General features: G+C 60.4%; 1 pseudogene. It reads right to left on the bottom strand.

The features are described from left to right. Window positions 1-12: 12 nt before the first annotated feature. Window positions 13-245, bottom strand: a pseudogene (locus ACYQ0J_RS00825) (IS982 family transposase); the annotation flags it as partial.

The raw sequence follows: 245 nt of genomic DNA on the forward strand, positions 1-245 counted from the left end.
TAACCCAAGTTGCTACCCAGCCATCTTCTGGGTCAGGAGACTGATGTTATGGGCCAGGACGAAGGTGAGAACTTTGATGACGAAACCCTCCTGGGTCACGGCGTGGATGCGCCTGGGGAAGAGGTGATGGAGCATGCTCCCCACCGTCTCCACCACCCTCCGCCCCACGATGGCCAGGTACTGCATCCAAGGGAGATACCGCCGGCTGTTCCTCCTGCGGATGACCATGGGACCAACCTCCTGGG

The organism is Thermus sp. FJN-A (genome assembly GCF_054655095.1).